Origin of the sequence: Microcoleus pseudofavosus SVA1_A4 (assembly GCF_036700565.1) — a bacterium.
GTDB lineage: Bacteria > Cyanobacteriota > Cyanobacteriia > Cyanobacteriales > Microcoleaceae > Microcoleus.
The window spans coordinates 1-2,378 of record NZ_JAUBPE010000074.1 but is presented as its reverse complement, the minus strand read 5'-3'; the positions used below and the strand labels follow the sequence as shown (position 1 = coordinate 2,378).

The window sequence follows — 2,378 nt, the reverse complement described above, 5'->3', positions numbered from 1 at the left end:
AACTGGTTCTGACTGAAAATTCTCGATCGACTCTACTGTTTCTGCAACTTCTAGATTTTCGACAACTGGTTCTGGTTGAGAATGTGCGATCGAATCTACGATTTCTGCAACAGGTTCGGAAGCTGAATGAGAATCGCTGATGACCTCTGGTATTTCTGCAACTTCCAGATTTTCTGCCACTTCAGGTTCGGTCTCAATTAAAACATCTCCCTGTTTCTTTTCAGTCGCTGTCAGCCTTAAAAACACATCTTCCAGAGTAGCGCGAGAGCGGCGCATTTCGCAGAGTCCAAATCCAGAGGCGATAATAGCTGTAGCAATTTCTCGTCCGGGTTCTCTTTCCGGTTCGCACAAAGCCCGCAGGCGGTAGCGACTCGCTAAAAATTGCTGGCTTGGAATCAATTCGACCGATCGAACTCCCGGCACATTTTCCAAAGAAGGCAACAGCAGACTGTTTAGCAAATCCGCCTCGCCTTCAACTTCGAGCTCGTAACCCTCTCCGGCGACCAACTCTCCCATCAAATGTTCGGGAGTACCCGCAGCGACGATTTTACCGCGATTGATGATGGTGACGCGGTTGCAAGTCATGCTGACTTCCGGGAGAATGTGCGTCGAAAGGATAATTGTGTGCTGGCCGCCAAGGCTTTTGATTAAATTGCGGACTTCGATGATTTGTCGGGGGTCGAGGCCGACGGTTGGTTCGTCTAAGATAATGACCGGCGGATCGTGGACGATCGCCTGGGCGATACCGACGCGCTGACGAAATCCTTTAGAAAGTTTGCGGATTAAAACTTTGCGTTTATCAACCAGGCCGCAGCGTTCGATCGCGGAGGTAACTCGTCGCGCGCGATCGCCCGCCGATACTTGCTTGATCCGCGCCACAAAAAACAGAAACCCTTCCACAGTCATTTCTGGATACAGCGGCGGGTTTTCCGGCAGATAACCGATGCGCTGTCTGACTCCCATCGAGTTTTCGTGAACGTCGAGGCCGGCGATGCGGGCCGTACCGCTGGATGCCGGCAAATATCCCGACAAAATCCGCATGGTTGTGGTTTTGCCGGCACCGTTGGGCCCCAAAAACCCGAGAATTTCTCCTGATTCGACCGAAAAAGACACGTCCGCGATCGCTGCGGTCGAACCGTAAGTTTTGCTTAAGTGTTCTACTTCAATCATTTGTCAGAAGTCACGCGATTTTAGATTTTAGATTTTAGATTTTAGATTGACTCTGCCAACCACAGGCGGGACGCCTGTTCCACGAAGTGGAGAGTCCCGCCCGATCGGCGGGTCATCGAATTTATGGCGAAATTTTTAATTTGATTTTGTCTTCCAGTGTAGTCTGGCAAGAACCAAATCTATCATAAGTGTCGATCGGACTTTGAAGCAAAATGCTAGGTAGTAGGGTGCAAAGCGCCGAAACGATTAGCCGATGTACATCGAATCGCTACCTACTGACGCACCCTACCAGTAGAGTCTGTGCCTAACCGAACCCTCAACTAGCTGCCTTTGCTACAGACGCGGGGCTGTTTCTAGGTTGATATCGGCATTAAAAACAATCACAAATTGAGCATTGGGGATTAACTGCCGGACGATCCGCAGATAGCTGTCAGCATCGGAATGTCTGAAAAAGTGGGCTACAGTGATGCGCTGCATATTGGGAAGCAGGCGAACAACCAACCACTTGTTGAGGCGGTCTTTATAAGGCATAATTAAGCTTGTCTCCATTTAGTATTGGAGCCAAAGCCAGTTCAATGCTTGTCGAGGGCGCGGACTGGCTTTTGACTTGTTTTCAGGCTTTGGACGCAGGGTTCCTAATTCCATAAAAGGCTAAAGAAATCAGGTTATTTATAAGCATTATTTTTACCAAGAATTTTATATCAAGTCAATAGTTGTTTACAAAAATTGTCTAAAATAATTAACTAAATATAGTCAATTGACTGTAGATATTCAGTTGACTATATACAGTCAACTGAATACATACAGTCAACTGAATGAGGGATAAATAATGACACTAGGGCAAAAGCTAAGAATACGACGCGAAAGTTTAAATTTAACTCGCATAGAAGTTGCAAGAGCGTGTAAAGTTGTGCAGTCAACGGTCATCTAATTGGGAAACCGACAGACACGTCCCCAAGCTTTACCCAGCACAGATGAAAGCCCTGTGCGACTTATTGAAATTCTCGATCGAAGATTTAGTAGTGTAGCAAAGGAGAGTTAATTTTTTTAGATACCCGACAACTTTTGCGAAATCGGGTATCTGCTGCGTATTCTGTTTTTTAAAGTTATATCAATTCCGGTAACACCGGAATGATATAGAGGACACGGCAGTGCCGTTTCCCTACCCCGATTCATTGTAGGGAAACGGCACTGCCGTGTCCTGATTT

Annotated in this window: 2 protein-coding genes; both read right to left on the bottom strand. The window is 46.9% G+C overall.

What is annotated here, in order from left to right:
* Positions 1–1,170 (bottom strand): ABC transporter ATP-binding protein (locus QUA02_RS25820; protein ID WP_333031971.1); only part of this gene is annotated, 1,170 nt, incomplete at its 3' end.
* Positions 1,171–1,503: 333 nt separating this feature from the next.
* A complete protein-coding gene (locus QUA02_RS25815; protein ID WP_333031970.1) occupies positions 1,504–1,719 on the bottom strand; it encodes a hypothetical protein in 216 nt (71 codons plus the stop codon).
* Between the last annotated feature and the right edge of the window lie 659 nt (positions 1,720–2,378).